Genomic DNA, 538 nt, shown 5'->3' with positions numbered 1-538 from the left:
GTGATCGTCCGGGAAAACTCCGAAGGTGAATATTCCGGCAATGGCGGGCGTGCCCACCGGGGCTTGCCGGAGGAAGTCGGCACCGAAGTCGCAATCTTCACGCGTACCGGCATCGCCCGGATCATGCGTTACGCCTTCAGGCTGGCACAATCGCGGCCCCGCAAGCTGCTGACGGTTGTGACCAAGTCAAACGCTCAGCGGCACGGCATGGTCCTTTGGGATGAAATTGCCGCAGAAGTCGCGCAAGAGTTTCCGGACGTTACCTGGGACAAAATGCTTGTGGATGCGATGACTGTCCGCATGGTCAAGAACCCGCAAAGCCTCGACACGATCGTCGCCACCAATCTGCATGCGGACATACTGTCCGACCTCGCAGGCGCTCTGGCGGGCAGCCTCGGTGTCGCGCCAACCGCAAATATCGACCCGGAGCGGCGGTTTCCTTCCATGTTCGAACCCATTCACGGATCGGCTTTTGACATAACCGGCAAGGGCATTGCCAATCCCGTGGCAACGTTCTGGACGGCCTCTCAGATGCTGG

General features: G+C 60.0%; 1 protein-coding gene. It reads left to right on the top strand.

Annotated features, from left to right (window positions below):
• A partial coding sequence (locus tag ACXAIC_RS24795; protein WP_475187114.1) for an isocitrate/isopropylmalate family dehydrogenase occupies window positions 1-538 on the top strand: 538 nt, incomplete at both ends.

The organism is Roseibium sp. AWQ4_254 (genome assembly GCF_056161025.1).
Note: the sequence above shows the minus strand (reverse complement) of the source record. Positions and strands in the feature narration are given on the sequence as shown.